Here is a 19,325-nt window from a genome sequence, read left to right as displayed (position 1 = left end):
GCCCCTGGAGTAACTGCACCCGTACGCCCTTGAGTACCCGCAGCCTCCGCTCAGGCCGTCGGCAGCCACCCCACCCTCCCCGCCAGCAGCGCGTACCCGACGAACGCGCCGATGTCGAGCAGCGAGTGCGCCACCACGAGCGGTCCGACCCGTCCCCAACGCCGGTAGAGGTAGACGAAGACCACACCCATCACCATGTTGCCGACGAACCCGCCGATGCCCTGGTAGAGGTGGTACGAGCCGCGCAGCACGGAGCTGGCGATCAGCGCGGTGCCCGGCGTCCAGCCCAACTGTCCGAGCCTGCGCAGCAGATACCCGACGACGATGACCTCCTCCAGCACCGCGTTCTGTACGGCCGACAGGACCAGCACCGGGTACTTCCACCACACGTCGGGCAGCGCCTCCGGCACCACGGTGAGGTTGAAGCCGAGCCCCCGGGCCGCCAGATAGAAGGCGATGCCCGTGCTGCCGATGACCGCCGCGACGGCGGCTCCGCGCCCGAGGTCCGGCCACGGCCGCGTGCGGTCGAAACCGATCACCCGCAGCCCCTCGCCCTCCCGCAGCAGGAAGTGCGCGACCAGCGCGACCGGCACCAGAGCCGACGCGATCCCGAACAACTGCCAGGCCAGATCAAGCCAGGGGCGGCCCGGCGCGGCCGAGGCGTTGAGGGTGGCCGCCTGGTCCTTGAGCCCCCCGGGTTTGGTGACCGACCCGACAAAGCTGATCAGCGCGGAAACCCCGCTCGCACCGAGCGAGAGCCCGAGGACGAGCAGCGTCTCGTCCCGGAAAATCCGTCGTGTCAGCCGCTCCCTCGGAAAGGAATCGGCCACCGACCCCGCCTCCACCTGCACTCGCGCCTCCAGTTGAGTAATCCCGCCGCATCCCCATCTTCGCCCCGCTAGGGTCTCGAAAGAAGTTGCGAAGATCGTGCGCGACAGGCCGTTGGGGTGACGGGCGCCGTACGAGGCGTACCTCCCCTTTGTCTGCCTTACGGCTGTCTCACGCTTACGGCTGTCTCACCTTTACGGCTGTCTCACGCTTACGGCTGTCTCACGGCTCAGGGCTCAAAGCTCAGCTGAAACCCACGGCTCAGGGGCTCAAAGCTGAACAGGGAGGGGCACCACGTCATGGGACGTCACAACTTGCCCGACGAGTACGGGGCGGGCGCCGCCGACCCCCGCCCCCGCGCGCGCCGCCGCAATGTGGCCGCCGCGACGGTGCTCGTCCTCACCGTCGCCGCGGGCACGGCGGCCGCCGTCCGCGGTGACCTGTTCTCGTTCGGTGCCTCCTGTCAGGACCACGCCGTCCGCCTCGAGATCGCCGCGTCACCGGACGTGGCGCCCGCGCTCAGGGCCACCGCCGAGCACGCCCGCAGGAACAACATCACCTCCGACGGCCGCTGTCTCGACATCGGCGTGACTGCCCGGGAGTCATACAAGTTCACCGACACCCTGCGGTCCGGCAAGGGGTCCGACGGCGTTCAGGTGTGGGTGCCGGACTCCGACGTGTGGGTGCGGCGCGTCGCCGCGGACAGCGCCGCGACGTCCTCGTACGCGAAGGGAAAGTTCAACGCGCTGGTCCTGCTCACCGACGGCGTCAACCAGGATCCGGGCAGCATCTCGCGCTCCGAACTCGTCGCCCAGCTCCAGAAGCTCACCGACCCGGAGCGCCCGGTCCCGCTGATCGCGATCGCGGTCGGCCCGGACGCCGACAAGGAGGAGGCCGAGCAGATCGCCAAGGCGACCGGCGGCTCGGGCCACCAGGTCAATGACCCGGCGCAGATCCACTCGGTGATCCTGAAGGCGATCGTGGAGGCGGGCAGCCGGGGCTGACCCGGCCCGAGGAGTACGGGCTCGGGATCACCCCAGCGGAACCGGCTCGGGCAGCCCCACCGGCCAGGTGTGCACTGGCTCCCCGAGATGCATCAGCTCGCCGTACCGCCTGGTCGTCGCGGCCAGCGCCGCATCCCGCCCGAGCCCCTTCTCCAGGGCCCGGTGGAAGGTGGTCGCCTGCCAGGTCGCGCCGTTGACGCGCAGCCGGCAGCGGTCCTCGATCACGCCCAGATAGAAGTCCCGGTCGGCGGGCTCGACGCCCCACGCGTCCAGCCCGGCCGCGGCGAGCGGCAGCAGTTCGTCGCGGACCAGGTGGACGGCGTCCACCTGCGTGGTCCCGCTGTACCGGCCGCGCCGCGGCCACTCCAGGCGTGCGTCGATGCCATGCCGGCAGGCGGCGTCGAAGTTGGCGGCGGCGGCCTCGAAGGACAGCCGCGTCCACACGGGCCGCGTCTCCTCGGCGAGCGCCCGGACGAGCCCGTAGTAGAAGGCCGCGTTGGCGATGACATCGGTGACGGTGGGGCCCGCGGGCAGCACCCGGTTCTCGACGCGCAGATGCGGGACGCCGTCGGCGATGCCGTACACGGGCCGGTTCCAGCGGTACACCGTGCCGTTGTGCAGCACGAGTTCGGCGAGCTTGGGGGTGCCTCCGGCGTCCAGGACGCCGAGTGGGTCCTCCTCGTCGCAGATCGGCAGGAGGGGTGGGAAGAAGCGCACGTTCTCCTCGAAGAGGTCGTGCGCCGAGGAGATCCACCGCTCGCCGAACCAGGTGCGCGGCCTGACCCCCTGCGCCTGCAACTCGGGCGGACGGGTGTCGGTGGACTGCTGGAACAGCGGGGGCCGCGACTCGCGCCACAGCTCATGACCGAACAGGAAGGGCGAGTTGGCGCCCACCGCGATCTGCGCGGCGGCCACCGCCTGCGCCGCGTTCCACACATCGGCGAACCGGCCCGGGGTGACCTGGAGGTGCAGCTGCACCGAGGTGCAGGCGGCCTCCGGCGCGATGGACTTCGACGTACAGACGAGACGCTCCACACCGTCGATGTCGAGGACGAAGTCCTCGCCGCGGGCGGCCACGATCTGGTCGTTGAGCAGGGTGTAGCGGTCGACGTCCGACAGGTTCGCGGAGACCAGGTGTTCCTGGCCGAGTGTCGGCAGAATTCCGATCATCACGATTCCGGCGTCGACTTCGTTCGCTTTCCGGTGGGCATACCCGAGCGAGGTGCGCAGCTCCTCGGCGAGCCGGTCGAATACCCGGCCGCCCAATCGATGGGGGGCTATGTTGACTTCCAGGTTGAACATGGCGAGTTCTGTTTGGAAATCGCGGCTCGCAATCCTCTCGAGAACTTGCGCATTCATCATTCTGGGCATGCCGTCTGATCCCGCGAGATTCAGCTCGATCTCCAGTCCCATGAGGTTCTTCGGGCGATCGAACCGCTTCTCCTCCAGCAGCCGCTCCAGCCCCGTCAGACACTGCCGGAGCTTCTCGCGGTAGCGCTGGCGATCGGACAGGTCGAACGGCCCTGCCACGACCTTCTCCCCCATCGAAGTGTCCCTCCTCGGATGGGCAGGCGCTTGCTCCGGCCCTGACGTCCCGGGTCACGGGGGATGATGCCCAGGCTGCGCGATCGATAACGCCCTGGACGCACCCTCCGACCGCTACCCTGTACCCGTGTTCCCGCGGCACATTCACGGGGCAAGGTGCATTGTGCAAGTTACCGCTCGACATGATCTCGTGAAAAACGCCGACGAGAATCGGCCGACCGCTCTGCGGAAGCATTCCGAGGTCATCGCCGTTCTGCCTCGCAGAATCGGGATGAATCGCTCGTTTCGCCGACCGAATATCGCCTTGTGCTTCATATTCGAGGCGACTAGACGAAACACCGTGCGAACACGTCTCGTATAAACTCCGCACACGAGGCAGAGAGTTGGCGCTCGCGGTCCTAGGTCCTGTCGTTCAGGTGATGTACGGCAGGCGACATCCCGTCGGCAGATCCAGACCCCCACGCCCCTCCGACCCCGAGAGCTGACAGCGCCGTCCGCCCCCGCCCTCGCGCCACTGTGCCTGTCGAATGAGAGGCGACCCACCATGCCGCTGCACGTACCCCCGGCTCCCGCGCCCGCCCTGCGCACCGTCCTCACGGCACTCGGTTCCCCCACCGCTGTCCGCGAGGCGCCCACCCCGTCCCTGCGCATGGCCCAGGGACCCGCGACCCCCGAACTCCCGCTCCCGGTACACGTCCTGGACCGGATCACTCCCGCGGGCGCCTCCGCCACCCGGCTCGCCGGGTGGCGGTTCCTCATCCGCTGCGGCGACCGCGCGGTGGCCGCGGCCGACACCGTGCTGACCCCAGACGGCTGGGCCTTCTCGCACTTCTTCGAGGGCCCGTACATCGCCGCGACCGAGCGCGCGCTGCGCCAGGCGGAGAGCATTCAGGGGTCGTACCAGGCACGTCTGTTGTCCGTCCCCGAGCTGTACATGCTCACGCTCTGGCTGCACGGCGACAGCACCGCGGACGGCGCCGCCGGCCACCCGGCGGCCACCGACCTCCTGGTACCGCTGGCGCCCGCCCCGCCCGGCATCGCCGCGCACCGCCCGCACCGCGTCGCCGAACTGCTGCCGGTGCTCACCCACCGGGTCACTCCGGCACCGCTGCTGAGCTCGCCCGCGTAAGTCCCCTCGTCCTCTCGTCAGCACAGGCCCCCGTGCCCCGCCGCCGTTCCCACGGCCGCGGGGCACGGGTGCTCGTTGGGGCCCGACCCCGCTCGTACGAGGGGAAACGCCTCCCGGACCCGACCGGACTAGCCCCATTCGGCCACCACGAACCACCCGAAGAGACAGTGCAGTTGGGATGAACCGTCCGCACGGGTGATGCGTCATCAACCTGTGAGAAGCGGTGCCGCTAAATCCCTGCGGATCGACGCCCGTAGGGCAACACTGGGTTCCAGACCACACACCAACGGGGGGCGGCCATGAACACATCGAGCCGCGGGACAGACACCACAGCCATCACTCATCTCTCGACCCAGCGAAAGATCCCATCCATGTGCCAGCACCAGCCACCCTGTCCGTCAGCCGAATCAGCCGACCGGGAGTCCGCCCGTCTCGTGGCGCACCACCCGGAGCAGGGATGGAGCCTGCTGTGCAACGGCGTTCTGCTCTTCGAGGACACCGGTGAGCTCCTGCCGGACGGCCAGATCATCGCCCCGCACCGTCCACTGGGCAGCGAACACGTGATGACGGCCGCCTGAGCCGCACAACCGGGCGGCAGGACAAGCCGCCCAGACACACGAGGGGCCGGCCCGGAGACATTGACTCCGAACCGGCCCCGACGCATGTCCGAGGGTGATCACTCCCCGTAGGCGTCCATGTTCCGTGCGCTGATCAGTCCTCGTAGGCGTCCAGCGGCGGGCAGGAGCAGACCAGGTTCCGGTCGCCGTACGCCTGGTCGATCCGGCGCACCGGCGGCCAGTACTTGTCCGCGGCCGACACCCCGGCGGGGAAGACGGCCTCCTCGCGTGAGTACGCGTGCTCCCACTTCCCGCCGAGCGCGGCAGCGGTGTGCGGCGCGCCCCGCAGCGGGTTGTCGTCCACCACCCACTCGCCCGAGCCGACCTTCTCGATCTCCGCGCGGATCGCGATCATCGCGTCGCAGAACCGGTCGAGCTCGCCCAGGTCCTCGGACTCGGTCGGCTCGATCATCAGCGTGCCGGCCACCGGGAAGGACATCGTCGGCGCGTGGAAGCCGTAGTCGATCAGCCGCTTGGCGATGTCGTCGACGGTGACGCCGGTCGCCTTGGTGAGCGGACGCAGGTCGATGATGCACTCGTGCGCGACCAGGCCACCGGGACCGGTGTAGAGCACCGGGTAGTGCGGCTCCAGGCGCTTGGCGATGTAGTTCGCCGACAGCACCGCGACCTGCGTGGCGCGCTTGAGACCCTCGCCGCCCATGAGACGGACGTACGCCCACGAGATGGGCAGGATGCCCGCGGAACCCCACGGAGCGGCCGAGATCGGGCCGACACCGGTCTCGGGGCCGGCGGCGGGCTGCAGCGGGTGGTTCGGCAGATACGGCGCCAGGTGCGCGCGCACACCGACCGGGCCGACACCCGGACCGCCGCCGCCGTGCGGGATGCAGAACGTCTTGTGCAGGTTCAGGTGCGAGACGTCGCCGCCGAAGTGGCCCGGCTTGGCGAGACCCACCAGCGCGTTGAGGTTGGCGCCGTCGACGTAGACCTGGCCGCCCGCCTCGTGCACCTGGGCGCAGATGTCGGCCACGTGCTCCTCGAACACGCCGTGCGTCGAGGGGTACGTGATCATCAGCACGGACAGCTCGTCGCGGTACCGCTCGATCTTGGCGCGCAGGTCCTCGACGTCGATCTCGCCGTCGTCCGCGGTCTTCACGACCACGACCTTCATGCCGGCCATCACGGCGCTCGCGGCGTTCGTGCCGTGCGCGGAGGACGGGATGAGGCAGACGGTGCGCTGCTCGTCGCCGTTGGCACGGTGGTAGCCGCGTACGGCGAGCAGACCGGCCAGCTCGCCCTGCGAACCGGCGTTGGGCTGCAGCGACACGTTGTCGTACCCGGTGACCTCGGCGAGTCGCTCCTCCAGCTCACGGATGAGCGTGAGGTAGCCCTGCGCCTGCTCGGCGGGCGCGAAGGGGTGCAGCTGCCCGAATTCGGGCCAGGTGACCGGCTCCATCTCCGTGGTGGCGTTGAGCTTCATCGTGCAGGAGCCGAGCGGGATCATGCCGCGGTCGAGCGCGTAGTCGCGGTCGGAGAGCTTGCGCAGGTAGCGCAGCATCGCGGTCTCGGAGCGGTGCTGCCGGAAGACCGGGTGCGTGAGGTAGTCGTCGGTGCGCAGCAGCGCGGCCGGCAGGGTGTCCTGCGCGGTCGCGTCCAGCGCCTCGACGTCGCCCTGGACACCGAAGGCGGTCCACACGGCGCCCAGCTGCCGCCGCGTGGTGGTCTCGTCGCAGGAGAGCGACACGTGGTCGGCGTCCACGAGGTGGAAGTTCACGCCCTGGTCGCGGGCGCCCGCCACGATCTCGGCGGCGCGGCCCGGGATCCGTACGGTCAGCGTGTCGAAGTACGCGCCGTGCACGACCTCGACTCCGCCCGCCTTCAGCCCCTCGGCGAGAAGCGTGGCGTAGCGGTGGGTACGACGGGCGATGGTCTTCAGGCCCTCGGGACCGTGGTAGACGGCGTACATGCCGGCCATCACGGCGAGCAGCACCTGAGCCGTACAGATGTTGCTGGTCGCCTTCTCACGACGGATGTGCTGCTCCCGCGTCTGCAGGGCGAGGCGGTACGCCTTGTGCCCGTCCGCGTCGACGGACACGCCCACCAGCCGGCCGGGCAGGCTGCGCGCGAACTGCTCGCGCACCGCCATGTAACCGGCGTGCGGACCGCCGAAGCCCATCGGCACACCGAAGCGCTGCGTCGTACCGACCGCGATGTCGGCGCCGAGCTCGCCGGGCGAGGTCAGCAGGGTCAGGGCGAGCAGGTCGGCGGCGACGGTGACGACCGCGCCGAGCTCGTGCGCCCGCTCGATGACCGGCTTGAGATCGCGGACGGCACCGGAGGCGCCCGGGTACTGGATCAGCACGCCGTTGATCTCGCGCTCGGCGATCTCGGCCGGAATGCCCTCGCCGAGGTCGGCGACGACGACCTCGACGCCGGTCGGCTCGGCACGGGTCTCTATGACGGCGATGGTCTGCGGCAGGGCGTCCGCGTCGACCAGGAACAGGCCCTTCTTGTTCTTGCCCATGCGCCGGGACAGCGCCATCGCCTCGGCGGCCGCCGTGCCCTCGTCGAGCAGCGAGGCACCGGAGGTCGGCAGTCCGGTCAGCTCGGCGACCACGGTCTGGAAGTTGAGCAGCGCCTCAAGACGGCCCTGCGAGATCTCCGGCTGGTACGGCGTGTACGCGGTGTACCAGGCCGGGTTCTCCATGACATTGCGCAGGATCACCGGCGGCGTGAACGTGCCGTAGTAACCGAGGCCGATCATCGAGTCGAGCACCTGGTTGCGGTCCGCGAGGGAGCGCAGCTCGGCCAGCACCTCGGCCTCGGTGCGCGCACCCGGCAGCTCCAGCGCCTCGGCGTTCTTGATGACGTCCGGCACCGCGGCGGCGGTCAGCTCGTCGAGCGAGCCGTAGCCGACCTGTGCGAGCATCTTGGCCCGCGCCTCGGAGTCGGGCCCGATGTGGCGCTGCTCGAAGGGGATTCCCTGTTCGAGCTCGGCGAGCGGAATGCGATGGGCGGTCATTGCGGAGGCCTCCTGGTCTGACGCGACCTTCGAGGGGCACCCCGGCACGGGTACCCCGACGGCCTCCCCCTCTGTCATCTCAACCTGAGAGCTTCACCGGGCCGTCCGCTGACGAACCGGTTTTCACCGTCGGTGAGAGCGGGGGCCATCGACACCCGCCCTGCTTTCCAGAGTGACCTCGTCCGTGCGGTACGTGGGCCTGAGAGATTCCGGGGAGGATTTGCTCCTTCGGCGCCTCCGGTGAAGTCTGGAGGACTCTCCCGCACGGGGTCAGCAGCCGCTGTCAGCCTACCAGCGAGGACAAGGCCCGAGCCTTCGAGTGGCCGCCCGCCTGAATGTGCTCTTTTGTAGTGCTTACGGATGAGTTTGCGACCAAGAGGAGGGCACGTGCAGACCGACATCGATCCGCGCAACCTGATCGGCCGCAAGGCGTTCGACCGTAATGGCACCAAGATCGGCACGATCGACGAGGTCTACCTCGACGACGCGACCGGCGTCCCGGAGTGGGCGGCCATACGCACAGGCCTGTTCAGCAGGGACGCCTTCGTGCCCCTGGAGCCCAGTGAACTCGTCGAGGGCACGCTGCGCATCCCCTTCGACCGAGCCCTGATCAAGGACGCTCCCGACTTCGGCGTCGGACGCCACCTCTCCCCCGAACAGGAACTCCAGCTCTACCACCACTACGGCCTCGACGTGGCGCCTCCTGCGCCACCACCGGACCGCGACTTCGGCCGGCTCGCGGGCACGGAGGACATCTGAGGGCCAGGGTCCGCAACCCCGGGCCCCGGATCTTCCGGTCTTCGCTCCACCAGGGGCAGCGGATCCGCGAGCTCCAGCTGTGGATCGTCGGTCCGGAACGTCCGTACGCGCCCTGGCTCGGAGTAGGGCGTCTCGAACCGCACGGTGACCCTCCCGAGCCCGCTGCCCTGCACCCATCCGTGCCCGTACTCGGTGTGCCGCACGTCGTGGCCCGCGGGCCAGCGCCGCTCGGCGGGCGGCAGTTGCTCCACGGCGGACTCCTCCGCCGCCTCCTCCGTATGTTCGGCGGCATGCTCCTGCGCCGCCAGCTCCCCGGCAGCCGCCTGCGCCTGTGCGAACAGGTCCTCCTGCGTGTAGTCGGCGAGCCCGGACACGCCGACCCCCAGCAGCCGTACGCCACCGGTCGTGTCCACCGCGTCCAGGAGCCGCGCGGCCGCCTCCCGCACGACCGCCGGGTCGTCCGTGGGCCCCCGAAGCGTCTCGGAGCGGGTCAGCGTCGAGAAGTCGTACCTGCGCACCTTCAGGACGATGGTCCGCCCCGACAGCCCGGCCCCGCGCAGCCGCTGCACACACCGGTCGGCGAGTCTCTGCACCTCCAGACCGACCCGCACACGGTCGTGGATGTCCACGTCGTACGTGTCCTCGACCGACACCGACTTGGTCTCCCGCTCGGCCACCACGGGCCGCTCGTCGTGGGCCAGCGCCATCGCGTACAGCGCGTGCCCATGGGCCTTGCCCAGCAGCCGTACGAGCTCGTCCTCGCCCGCCTCGGCGATCTCGTCGACCGTGGTGATGCCGGCCCGCCGCAGATGGTCCCCGGTGGCGGGCCCCACGCCGGGCAGCGTCCGCACCGACATCGGTCCCAGCAGCGCGCGCTCGGTGCCCGGCTCTATCAGCACCAGACCGTCGGGCTTGGCCTGCTCCGAGGCGATCTTCGCGAGCATCTTGGACGCGGCGAGCCCCACCGAACCCGTCAGCCCCGTGACCGCCCGGATGTCCGCGCGCAGCTTCGCCCCGGTCAACCGCGCCGAGGCCTCGTCCCAGGCCGTGTCACCCGCCTCCAGGTCCACGAAGGCCTCGTCCAGGCTCAAGGGCTCCACCAGCGGCGACAGGGCCCCCAGCAGCGCCATCACCTGCTCGCTGACCTCCCGGTAGAGCCCGAACCGCGGCACAAGGTACGCGGCGTTCGGTGCGAGTCGGCGCGCCTGGGCCATGGGCATCGCGGAGTGCACCCCGAAGACACGTGCCTCGTACGAGGCGGTGGCGACGACTCCGCGGGGTCCGAGCCCGCCCACGACGACGGCCTTCCCGCGCAGGCTCGGCTTGGACGCCTGCTCCGCCGAGGCGAAGAAGGCATCCATGTCGAGATGCAGGATCGTGGGCGCGGTTCTCACATCTCCGATGCTGCCCTACGCCACTGACAATGCCCCGGCACGCCGGGGCATCGACGGGGACCTGCCGCGTCAGACCGCGCGATTGCGCCGCCGCGCCAGCTCGTCCGTGGGGTTGTGTCCGACGAGCGTCTCGCCCGTGTCCACACGCTCACCGTGCAGCTGTGACAGCGCGTTCTCGACGTCGCGCCACACCACGCCCACGGCGATCCCGAAGACGCCCTGGCCGCCCTGGAGCAGCGCGTGGACATCATCGGGGGATGTGCACTCGTAGACCGTCGCGCCGTCGCACATCAGCGTCATCCGCTCCAGGTCCCTGAAGCCGCGCTCCCTGAGGTGCTGGACGGTGGTCCGGATGTTCTGCAGCGACACCCCGGTGTCGAGGAACCTCTTGACGATCTTCAGGACGACGACGTCCCGGAAGCTGTAGAGGCGCTGCGTCCCGGACCCGTAGGCGGGCCGCACACTCGGCTCGACCAGACCGGTCCTCGCCCAGTAGTCCAGCTGCCGATAGGTGATGCCCGCGGCCGCGCACGCCGTGGGACCGCGGTAGCCGATCTCCTCGGAAACCGCCCCTCCCTCGCTCGGCACTGCCGTCGGCCGCCGCGGAACGGGATCGGCCGCGCTGCCGTGATGGGGATACCCCCCGCTCGAGCCGAGCCGAGAGCTTGGGGGAGGGTACGGGCCGCTCTCCCCCAGACCACGTCCGGGGGCACCCCCAGCCGTACCGTCGCCGCTGCTTCTCACGCCGACCTCCGTCCTTGACCTGCCCTCTCGACGGTAGGCAGTCACCAGGGGCGCGTCAACGATCGCCACACTCGGCACGCCGAGTGATAATCACCCTAAGAGTGGTTTCCCGTGCCCCACCGCGGGGAAAGGCTAGCCGAATGCTCTCGGAGCGGACCGCGGCACACCACACGGGACGCGGGCAATTGCCGCCCGGAGCCGCCTGACGCTACGAGGCGTCACTGGCTGTTGGTGCCGAAGTCCTCGGGCGAGATCTGGTCGAGGAACTCGCGGAACTTCTCCACCTCGTCCTCCTGCTCGTCCGGGATCGCGATGCCGGCGTCGTCGAGCACCCCGTCGCTGCCGTAGATGGGCGTACCGGTGCGCAGGGCCAGCGCTATGGCGTCGGACGGCCGCGCGCTCACCTCGACGCCGCTGGCGAACACCAACTCCGCGTAGAAGACGCCCTCACGCAGGTCCGTGATGCGTACTTCGGTGAGCTCCTGGCCGACGGCCTCCAGCACGTCCTTGAACAGGTCGTGGGTCAGCGGTCGCGCGGGGGCCATGCCCTGCTGGGCGAAGGCGATCGCCGTCGCCTCCCCCGGTCCGATCCAGATGGGGAGGTAGCGGTCGCCTCCCACTTCACGCAGAAGCACGATCGGTTGGTTGGAGGGCATTTCGACCCGGACACCTACGACATCGAGCTCGTTCACACAGCAACCCTAGGCCGTGCCCGGGACGTTTGGGTAGTCGGGCACAGAACGGGTGGACGATCCACAGGCTGGGCGGGCGCCCCGGGTCAGGGCAGTCGCACGCCGAGCGCGGTCTGTACCAGCGCCGCGTGCAGCTTCACCGTGAGCCCCGCGAGCTCCTTCGTACGCGCTTCGGCGTGCGCCCTGGTCTGGGGGTTGCGGTGCCGTCGCAGCGGGGCCACCACCTGGTCCACGAGCCCCGCGTCACGGTCGGCCGCGGCCTTCATCGCGCGCAGATGGCGCGGTTCGATTCCGAACCGCCCGAGCTCCACGACGAGCGCGGCTACGGTCACCGCCTCGGCGTCGTAGGCCCCGTCCGGCAGCGGCGCGATCAGCCCGTACGCCTCCCACTCCGCGAGCTCCCGCTCCTCGATCTCGGCGGCCGCCAGCAGCTCGGCACGGCCCACCCGGGCCGCTGTGGGCGCCTCGGGCTCGCCGAAGAGATCTCCCAGCTGCTCCCCGTCACCGGAGTCGCGCTGACGCCCCACGGACGGCAGCCGGACCGCCTCACCGCGCTCCAGGGCGTCCAGATGCTCGCGGATCACCTTCAGCGGCAGATAGTGGTCCCGCTGCATCCTCAAGACGTGCCCGAGCCGCTCGACATCGTCGGCGCTGAACTTGCGATACCCCGAAGGGGTTCGCTGCGGCTCGACGAGCCCCTCCGATTCCAGGAACCTGATCTTGGAGATCGTGACTTCGGGGAACTCGTCGCGCAGCGCGTTCAGCACCACGCCGATGCTCATCAGCCCACTGTCCGCGGCGGCGGTACCGCTGCCGGCACCGCCGCTCGGTGTTCGAAGCATGGACCTTCCCTGGAGGGTCCCCCTGACGGAGTCTGGGGGAGGGTCAGATGCCCCGCTGGCTCGCGTAGAAGACCAGCCGGTACTTGCCGATCTGCACCTCGTCACCGTTCGACAGAGCGACCTGGTCGATCCGCTCACGGTTGACGTACGTGCCGTTCAGGCTGCCTACGTCGGCGACCGTGAACGAGCCGTCCGCGGCGCGGCGGAACTCCACATGGCGACGCGACACGGTCACGTCGTCGAGGAAGATGTCGCTCTGCGGATGGCGCCCCGCCGTGGTGAGGTCGCTGTCCAGCAGGAAGCGGCTGCCCGAGTTCGGGCCACGGCGCACCACCAGGAGCGCCGAACCGAGCGGCAGCGCGTCGACGGCCGCCTGCGCCTCCGGGGAGAGCATCGGCGACGGAGTCTGGCCCGTGACCTCGGCGTCGTAGGCCTCAAGGCCCGAGATGGAGATCGTGGACGTCGTCTCCGACGGACGCTCCGCCCCGCCGCGCAGCGGCGCACCGCAGTTGGAGCAGAAGCGGCTGTTCTCCGCGTTGCGGTTACCGCACCTCGTACACACCAGGGCCGACATGGACGGATCCTCCTGCCGCGGCTGCCCACCAGGGGCATGGGACGCGTACGGATCGGAGGCAAACCCTCCACCCGCACTTGAGGGTGACGGATCCCCGAAACCTATGCGGCCGGACTGGGCAGGGTCAACAGACGGCGCGCCCTGACCACCGGGAATGTCGCCGACCTGGTCCCGGAACAGTGGGCGGTCGCCGCCCTGGCCCTCCGCGTCTCCATGGCGCGGTGCACGGTGCCGGGCGGTCGCGTTGTCGCCACTGCCCTCTCGTGCGCTCTTGCCGAACAACTTCGCAAACAACTTCACGGGCGATTCCCCTTGACCGAAACAGACCCGCCCGTGGGGCAGGACGAACCCTGATTGAACACACCGGTCGACCCGGACATCCTCACAACGTCCGTATCCACCAGACAGTTTCCACCACGCACCACCCATTCGGTGCGCCGACCCCCCGCAACCTCCTGCCCTGGCCGGGCGCCGCCCATGCGGCCCCGGCTCACTGGGAGGACGACCGAGCGTAGTCAGGCCGCTTCGCCGGTCGCAAGGCGTCCACAACGATCTTCGTCGAGCGGTCCACCGTGACAGTGGCCTGCTCCTTCTCCAGTGTCTGCACCACGCCTCCGGGGATGTTCAGCGCCGGCTCCAGGTCCTGCGGCTTGCCGATGACCTTGAAACGGTAGGGCTGGGTGATCTTGTTCCCGTCGACCTTCACTCCGCTGCCGGAGTCCGTCAGATAGGTGCCGGCGACGACGCGTACGCCGTTCACCTGGATCGCCTCCGCGCCGGCCGCGCGCAGCTCCTGGATCGCGTCGAGCAGCATGTCCGCCTTGACCGTCCCCTTCGTGTCGTCGATCGTCACGGTGATGCCGGGTCCCTGCGCAGCCACGGTTCCCGCCAGAATGCCGAGTTGTTTCTCCTTCTCGACCGTCTGCTTGCGGGCCTCCTCGGCCTGGTTCGAGCTGTTCTCCAGCTCGGTGCGCTGATCTTCGAGACCCTGCTTCTCGTCCTCAAGACGCTGAGTTCGGTTGTCGAGTTCATCGAGGATGCGTACGAGATCTTCCTGACGTGCACCGCGCAGCGCGCTGCCGCTGTCACTGTTGGAGGCGACCTGCACGGCCAGCCCGAAGCCGAGGCCGAACAGCAGCAGGGCGACGATGAGTTGCGCACGCGTCACACGCGGCGGCCACAGCCCCTTGAGCAGCCGCTGACGTCCGGTCAACGACGATGCGGTGTCCGCTTCATGCCGCTCCGGCCCGATATTCCCGGGAGTCTCGGCGGGCACCTCTTCGGGTAGTTCCTTGCGCAGCCGGTTCTCCGGCGTCCCTGAACGCTCAGGGGTCCCCGAGGGCTTCGGGGTCCCTGACGGCTTGGGGGTCCCTGAGGGCTCTGGGGTCTCGTCCTCGTTGCTCATCGGCCTCACGCCCGGAACACGTGCCGGCGGATCGCGGCGGCGTTGGAGAAGATGCGGATGCCGAGCACGACGACGACGCCCGTGGAGAGTTGGGCGCCGACGCCCAACTTGTCGCCCAGGAAGACGATCAGCGCGGCGACGACGACGTTCGACAGGAACGACACCACGAAGACCTTGTCGTCGAAGATGCCGTCGAGCATCGCGCGCAGGCCTCCGAACACGGCGTCGAGCGCCGCCACCACGGCGATCGGAAGATAAGGCTCGACGACCGCCGGAACCTCGGGCCGGACCAACAATCCAGCCACGACTCCCACGACGAGGCCCAGTACGGCGATCACGATGTGCCCTTCTCTGTGCTCGGCTGTGCTGTACGTACGATCACACTCGGTGCGGCGGACAACCGGACGTCGTCCTCGACGGAAATGCTGGTCCGGATGCCGTAGTTCTCCTGCAGGGCGTGCAGATACAGCCCGTCGGCGCTGTTCTGGAACCTGGTGCTGAGCCGCTGGCCGTCCCCCACCGCGAGCACCGTGTACGGCGGCACCAGCGGCTTGTTGTCGACCAGTATCGCGTCACCCGCGGCCCGGATCGCCGACAGGGCCGTCAGCCGCTGTCCGTTGATCGCGATGGCCTCGGCGCCCGACTCCCACAGCCCGTTGACGACGCGCTGCATGTCACGGTCGCGCACCCGCCCGGTGTCGGAGAACCCGGAGGTCTCCCGCGGATTGCCGTCACCGCCGGTGCTGGCTTCCTTGGCATCGTTCACGACGAGTTTCACGCCGGGTCCGTGCACATCGGTGGCACCCGACAGGATGCTCACCAGGTCGGCCTGTTCGCCGCCGCTCTTCTTGAGCGCCTGGCGCTGCCGGGCGCTCACGTCGGCGCGCAGCGTGTCTACATTGCTCTCGAGCTTGTCGGCGGCCGTGGTCTGCCGCTCGATGCGGTCGATGAGCTCCTGGCGCTCCTTGGCGACGACCGGGGCCGCGATCCGCGCGTTGGCCGCTCCCACGGTCACCACCAGGGCCGCGAGGACGAGGCCCGCGGCGAGACCGAGCTTCGCCCGCACCGTTTTCGGCATGCCACCGGAGCCCTCGGCCTTCTTACGGGCGGCCGCCTCGGCGTATCCGTCGTCGAGGCTGTGGTCCATGACGTTGGTGAGCAGCGACATGGAAGCGTCCGGGCGCGAGGGGCGCGGCGGACTGCTCCGAACGGGGGGCTGCTGCGGCATGCCGCACATCGTCGCACGCCGCGGCTGCTACCTCCGAATGGCCCCACCGGCGTGCCGGACAGGCCCCCTTGGGGGCACTTGTCCGGCACGCGCGCGTGCGGGGTGTTTCAGCGACCGGCGCTGTCCACGACAGCCGCCCATTCGTCCAGCAGGGCTTCCGCGGAGGCGTCGTCAGGGCCTTCGGCCCACAGATGCGTGACCGCCTCGGCGGGGTCGGGGAGCACCATCACCCAGCGCCCGTCGGTCTCCACGACCCGAACGCCGTCGGTCGTGTCCACGAACCGGTCTCCGGCCTCCTCAACGACCCGGCGCATCACAAGTCCCTTGACTGCCCAAGGAGTAGCGAGATCGCGCTTGAGGACGTGCGCCCGCGGAATCCGCGCGTCGATCTGGCTGAGCGTGAGCTGCGTCCGCGCCACCAGCCCGATGAGTCGTACGAAGGCGGCGGCGCCGTCGAACACGCTGCTGAACTCGGGAATGATGAAGCCGCCGCGACCGTCACCACCGAAGATCGTCGACTCCTCACGCCCGACCCTCGTCAGGTCGTCCGGAGAGGTGGTCGTCCATTCCACCTGAGTCCCGTGGTAAGCCGCCACCTGCTCGGCGATTCTCGTGGTGGTCACCGGCAGTGCCACCCGCCCGCTGCGCCGCTCCGCGGCAACCAGGTCGAGCATGACGAGCAGAGCGCGGTCGTCCTCGACGATCCGCCCCTTCTCGTCGACGAGCGAGAGCCGCTCACCCACCGGGTCGAACCGCACTCCGAAGGCGGCCCGCGCCGACGCCACGATCTCACCGAGCCGCACCAGACCGGCCCGGCGCGTGTCCGCCGTCTCCGTAGGCCTGGATTCGTCGAGACCGGGATTGATGGTCAGCGAGTCCACGCCGAGCTTGCCCAAGAGGCTGGGCAGTACGAGTCCGGCGCTGCCGTTCGAGGCGTCCACGACCACCTTGAGCCCGGATTCGGAGATTCCGGTGGTGTCGACATTCCTCAGCAGCGATCCCGTGTACGAGTCGAAGACGCTGGCCGGGAAGTGCAGATCGCCGATCTCTCCCGGGAACGCACGCCGGTACTCCTGCCGCGCGAACACCCGGTCCAGCTTCCGCTGACCCCCCTGCGACAGATCGGCGCCCTGCTCGTCGAAGAACATGATGTCCACGGAGTCCGGGACACCGGGTGTCGTCCGGATCATGATCCCGCCCGCACTGCCCCGGGCGGTCTGCTGTCGGGCCACCGGCAGGGGTACGTTCTCCAGGTCGCGTACGTCGATGGCGCTGGTCTGAAGCGCCGAGATGACCGCCCGCTTCAGCGCACGAGCACCTCGGGAGTGGTCACGAGCCGTCGTGACGGTGGAGCCCTTCTTGAGCGTCGTCGCGTACGCCCCTGCGAGGCGCACAGCGAGCTCCGGGGTGATCTCCACGTTCAGGATTCCGGACACACCGCGCGCACCGAAGAGATGCGCCTGACCGCGCGACTCCCAGATCACCGAGGTGTTGACGAAGGCGCCGGCCTCGATGGTCTTGAACGGGTAGACGCGTACGTTGCCCTGGATGATCGATTCTTCGCCGACGAGGCATTCATCGCCGATGACGGCGCCGTCCTCGATCCGGGCGGCCCGCATGATGTCGGTGTTCTTCCCGATGACGCAGCCGCGCAGATTGCTGTGCTGTCCGATGTACACGTTGTCGTGCACGACGGCCCGGTGCAGGAACGCACCGCTCTTGACGACGACGTTGGAGCCGACCACGGTGTGCTCGCGAATCTCGGCGTTCGCCTCGACCTTGGCGTAGTCCCCGATGTAGAGCGGTCCGCGGAGCACGGCGTCGGGATGCACTTCGGCGCCCTCGGCGACCCATACGCCCGGGGATATCTCGAAGCCGTCGATCTCGACGTCGACCTTGCCCTCCAGGACGTCGGCCTGCGCCTTCACATAGCTTTCGTGGGTGCCGACGTCTTCCCAGTAGCCCTCGGCGATATAGCCGTAGATCGGCTTGCCTTCCTTCATCAACTGCGGGAAGACATCGCCGGACCAGTCGACGGACACATCGGCCTCGACATAGTCGAAGACCTCGGGCTCCATGACATAGATGCCCGTATTCACTGTGTCGGAGAAGACCTGCCCCCAGGTCGGCTTCTCCAGGAAGCGCTCGACCTTGCCCTCTTCGTCGACGATGGTGATGCCGAATTCGAGGGGGTTGGGCACACGCGTCAGGCAGACGGTGACGAGCCCACCCTTTTCCTTGTGGAAATTGATGAGGTCGGTGAGATCGAAGTCGGTCAGAGCATCGCCGGAGATGACGAGGAAGGTGTCGTCCTTCAACGCCTCCTCGGCGTTCTTCACGCTCCCGGCAGTACCGAGTGGCTTCTCCTCATTGGCATAGGTGAGCTCCATGCCGAGCTCTTCGCCATCACCAAAGTGGTTCTTGACCAGAGAGGCCAAGAACTGGACAGTAACGACGGTCTCGTTGAGCCCATGCCTTTTGAGCAGCCTGAGCACGTGCTCCATGATCGGGCGGTTCACCACGGGCAGGAGCGGCTTGGGCATGCTTGAGGTCATGGGACGAAGGCGTGTGCCTTCGCCTCCGGCCATCACGACGGCCTTCATGTCGGAAGCGTCCTCCTTGAAGAGACGACGGTCTAGCCGACTTCGCTCGTCCTGATTGTCCCGCAGTTTTCGACCGGGGGCCATCGGGGCGCTTCAGCCGCCCAATCGGGCCGAGCTCAATCGGCCATGGTGTCCGCCCTGACAAGCCGGCGGACCTGCACCACGTAGAGGACTCCTGCCCACCAATAGAGGGTTGTACCCCATCCGGCGAACGCCCATCCGAAAATCGCACCGGCTGACGCGATCCACCCGCTGCCGTCACTGAGCAGCAACAACGGGAACGCGTACATCAGGTTGAAGGTGGCTGCCTTCCCCAGGAAGTTCACCTGCGGCGGCGGATAGCCATGGCGCCGGAGGATACCCACCATCACCAGCAGAACCAGCTCTCGCGCCAGAAGTGCAGCGGTCAACCAGAGCGGGAGAATCTCGCGCCAGGTGAGGCCGACGAGAGTGGACAGAATGTAGAGCCGGTCGGCCGCGGGGTCGAGCAGCCGGCCGAGACTGCTGATCTGGTTCCAGCGCCGGGCGAGCTTCCCGTCCAAATAGTCGCTGATTCCGCTCAGCATGAGCACGAGCAGCGCCCAACCGTCGCTCTTGGGACCGCCGAACTCCGGCCTGAGGATCAGCCACAGGAAGATGGGCACGCCGACAAGGCGCGCCATGCTGAGGATGTTCGGGATGGTGAGGACCCGGTCCGTCTGGACGCGGGTCTCCTGGACCTCCACCCGGGGGCCTCCTGTGGGAAACGAGCCGACGATGCCCCCTGACCTTACCCGCAGCCTTCGCGGCACGGTGCGGAGGGGTGGAGCCATTCTGGGAAAACTCCCTGGAAAACAAAAAGCTCCGGCTCTCGGGCGATATGCCCAAGAGCCGGAGCTCTAAAAGAAGTTCGGCGGCGTCCTACTCTCCCACAGGGTCCCCCCTGCAGTACCATCGGCGCTGTAAGGCTTAGCTTCCGGGTTCGGAATGTAACCGGGCGTT

At 68.8% G+C, this 19,325-nt stretch carries 17 protein-coding genes, 1 rRNA gene and 1 riboswitch; of the genes, 4 read left to right on the top strand and 14 right to left on the bottom strand.

Features of this window, described 5'->3' with window-relative positions:
* Positions 1-50: 50 nt before the first annotated feature.
* Positions 51-851, bottom strand: a complete 801-nt coding sequence (locus tag ACFVXA_RS28730) for a type II CAAX endopeptidase family protein (RefSeq protein ID WP_362027781.1) — start codon at positions 849-851, stop codon at positions 51-53.
* 276 nt (positions 852-1,127) lie between these two features.
* Between ACFVXA_RS28730 and ACFVXA_RS28725 the strand changes: the two genes are divergently transcribed.
* Positions 1,128-1,832, top strand: coding sequence for a hypothetical protein (locus ACFVXA_RS28725; protein ID WP_390027436.1), 705 nt, complete (start codon positions 1,128-1,130; stop codon positions 1,830-1,832).
* 27 nt (positions 1,833-1,859) lie between these two features.
* On the opposite strand, the gene ACFVXA_RS28720 is transcribed toward ACFVXA_RS28725, so the two are convergent.
* The gene (locus tag ACFVXA_RS28720; RefSeq protein ID WP_362027786.1) at positions 1,860-3,377 is read right to left on the bottom strand and encodes a glutamate--cysteine ligase; all 1,518 of its coding nucleotides are present in this window, start codon (positions 3,375-3,377) and stop codon (positions 1,860-1,862) included.
* Positions 3,378-3,921: 544 nt separating this feature from the next.
* Here ACFVXA_RS28720 and ACFVXA_RS28715 point away from each other — a divergent pair.
* Both ACFVXA_RS28715 and ACFVXA_RS28710 read left to right on the top strand, forming a co-directional pair.
* Positions 3,922-4,506, top strand: a complete 585-nt coding sequence (locus ACFVXA_RS28715) for a hypothetical protein (protein ID WP_383746042.1) — start codon at positions 3,922-3,924, stop codon at positions 4,504-4,506.
* Positions 4,507-4,877: 371 nt separating this feature from the next.
* Positions 4,878-5,084, top strand: coding sequence for a DUF5999 family protein (locus tag ACFVXA_RS28710; protein ID WP_148007936.1), 207 nt, complete (start codon positions 4,878-4,880; stop codon positions 5,082-5,084).
* Positions 5,085-5,217: 133 nt separating this feature from the next.
* Here the strand turns inward: ACFVXA_RS28710 and gcvP are convergent, their stop codons facing one another.
* Positions 5,218-8,103, bottom strand: a complete 2,886-nt coding sequence (gene gcvP / locus ACFVXA_RS28705) for an aminomethyl-transferring glycine dehydrogenase (RefSeq protein WP_389749084.1) — start codon at positions 8,101-8,103, stop codon at positions 5,218-5,220.
* Between the two features lie 177 nt (positions 8,104-8,280).
* Positions 8,281-8,376, bottom strand: a riboswitch (glycine riboswitch).
* A 114-nt stretch (positions 8,377-8,490) separates the two neighbouring features.
* Here gcvP and ACFVXA_RS28700 point away from each other — a divergent pair.
* Positions 8,491-8,862: a PRC-barrel domain-containing protein gene (locus tag ACFVXA_RS28700; RefSeq protein WP_389753223.1), complete on the top strand. Its 372-nt coding sequence runs from the start codon at positions 8,491-8,493 to the stop codon at positions 8,860-8,862.
* Here the strand turns inward: ACFVXA_RS28700 and ACFVXA_RS28695 are convergent.
* From ACFVXA_RS28695 to rrf, 11 genes are all read right to left on the bottom strand, one after another.
* On the bottom strand, positions 8,784-10,256 hold the full coding sequence (locus ACFVXA_RS28695; protein ID WP_390027433.1) for a DNA polymerase IV: 1,473 nt from the start codon (positions 10,254-10,256) through the stop codon (positions 8,784-8,786). The genes ACFVXA_RS28700 and ACFVXA_RS28695 overlap by 79 nt on opposite strands.
* Before the next feature lie 69 nt (positions 10,257-10,325).
* The gene (locus ACFVXA_RS28690) at positions 10,326-11,000 is read right to left on the bottom strand and encodes a MerR family transcriptional regulator (RefSeq protein ID WP_383746039.1); all 675 of its coding nucleotides are present in this window, start codon (positions 10,998-11,000) and stop codon (positions 10,326-10,328) included.
* A 218-nt stretch (positions 11,001-11,218) separates the two neighbouring features.
* Positions 11,219-11,692: a bifunctional nuclease family protein gene (locus tag ACFVXA_RS28685; protein ID WP_006123076.1), complete on the bottom strand. Its 474-nt coding sequence runs from the start codon at positions 11,690-11,692 to the stop codon at positions 11,219-11,221.
* 86 nt (positions 11,693-11,778) lie between these two features.
* Positions 11,779-12,534, bottom strand: coding sequence for a MerR family transcriptional regulator (locus ACFVXA_RS28680; protein WP_383907044.1), 756 nt, complete (start codon positions 12,532-12,534; stop codon positions 11,779-11,781).
* A 43-nt stretch (positions 12,535-12,577) separates the two neighbouring features.
* Positions 12,578-13,537 (bottom strand): FHA domain-containing protein, encoded by a 960-nt coding sequence (locus ACFVXA_RS28675; protein WP_362027804.1) that lies wholly within the window; start codon positions 13,535-13,537, stop codon positions 12,578-12,580.
* Positions 13,538-13,598: 61 nt separating this feature from the next.
* Positions 13,599-14,513, bottom strand: a complete 915-nt coding sequence (locus ACFVXA_RS28670; protein ID WP_390027430.1) for a DUF881 domain-containing protein — start codon at positions 14,511-14,513, stop codon at positions 13,599-13,601.
* A gap of 5 nt (positions 14,514-14,518) precedes the next feature.
* A complete protein-coding gene (locus ACFVXA_RS28665) occupies positions 14,519-14,851 on the bottom strand; it encodes a small basic family protein (RefSeq protein WP_003988855.1) in 333 nt (110 codons plus the stop codon).
* Complete coding sequence (locus ACFVXA_RS28660; RefSeq protein ID WP_384024256.1) at positions 14,848-15,750, bottom strand: DUF881 domain-containing protein; 903 nt, start codon at positions 15,748-15,750, stop codon at positions 14,848-14,850. The genes ACFVXA_RS28665 and ACFVXA_RS28660 overlap by 4 nt, the downstream gene beginning before the upstream one ends.
* Positions 15,751-15,848: 98 nt before the next feature.
* Complete coding sequence (locus tag ACFVXA_RS28655; protein WP_362027812.1) at positions 15,849-18,344, bottom strand: mannose-1-phosphate guanyltransferase; 2,496 nt, start codon at positions 18,342-18,344, stop codon at positions 15,849-15,851.
* Between the two features lie 116 nt (positions 18,345-18,460).
* Positions 18,461-19,069 carry a CDP-alcohol phosphatidyltransferase family protein gene (locus ACFVXA_RS28650; protein WP_362027815.1) on the bottom strand — a complete coding sequence of 203 codons (609 nt, stop codon included), beginning with the start codon at positions 19,067-19,069 and terminating at the stop codon, positions 18,461-18,463.
* 162 nt (positions 19,070-19,231) lie between these two features.
* A 5S ribosomal RNA gene (gene rrf, locus ACFVXA_RS28645) occupies positions 19,232-19,325 on the bottom strand; the annotation flags it as partial.

It is taken from the genome of Streptomyces sp. NPDC058246 (assembly GCF_042881985.1).
GTDB lineage: Bacteria > Actinomycetota > Actinomycetes > Streptomycetales > Streptomycetaceae > Streptomyces.
This window is presented reverse-complemented; position numbering and strand designations above follow the sequence as displayed.